Origin of the sequence: Kocuria sp. ZOR0020, from assembly GCF_000800955.1 — a bacterium.
In the GTDB taxonomy this organism is placed as follows: Bacteria; Actinomycetota; Actinomycetes; order Actinomycetales; family Micrococcaceae; genus Kocuria; species Kocuria subflava.
The window spans coordinates 1-279 of the sequence record NZ_JROX01000379.1 but is presented as its reverse complement, the minus strand read 5'-3'; the positions used below and the strand labels follow the sequence as shown (position 1 = coordinate 279).

Here is a 279-nt window from a genome sequence, read left to right as displayed (position 1 = left end):
ACCTCGCGGCGCGGGAAGTGAAGCTGAGCATCGCCGGATCGGTGTATGACCCGACGGACCCGATGGGCAAACTGTTGTTCAACGTGCTGGCGATGGTCGCCGAGTTCGAAGCCGACCTCATCCGTGCCCGCACCCGCGAGGGTATGAAGGTCGCCAAGGCCAAGGGCCGGCTGCGCGGGAAGTCACCGAAACTCACCCCCCGGCAAGAAGCTCACCTCGTCCAGCTACATGCTGCCGACGAGCACACCGTGGGCGAGCTGGCCGAGCTGTTCAGCGTGG

At 65.6% G+C, this 279-nt stretch carries 1 protein-coding gene; it reads left to right on the top strand.

The annotated features are described in order from the left end of the window. A partial coding sequence (locus L979_RS13880) for a recombinase family protein (protein WP_047692820.1) occupies window positions 1-279 on the top strand: 279 nt, incomplete at both ends.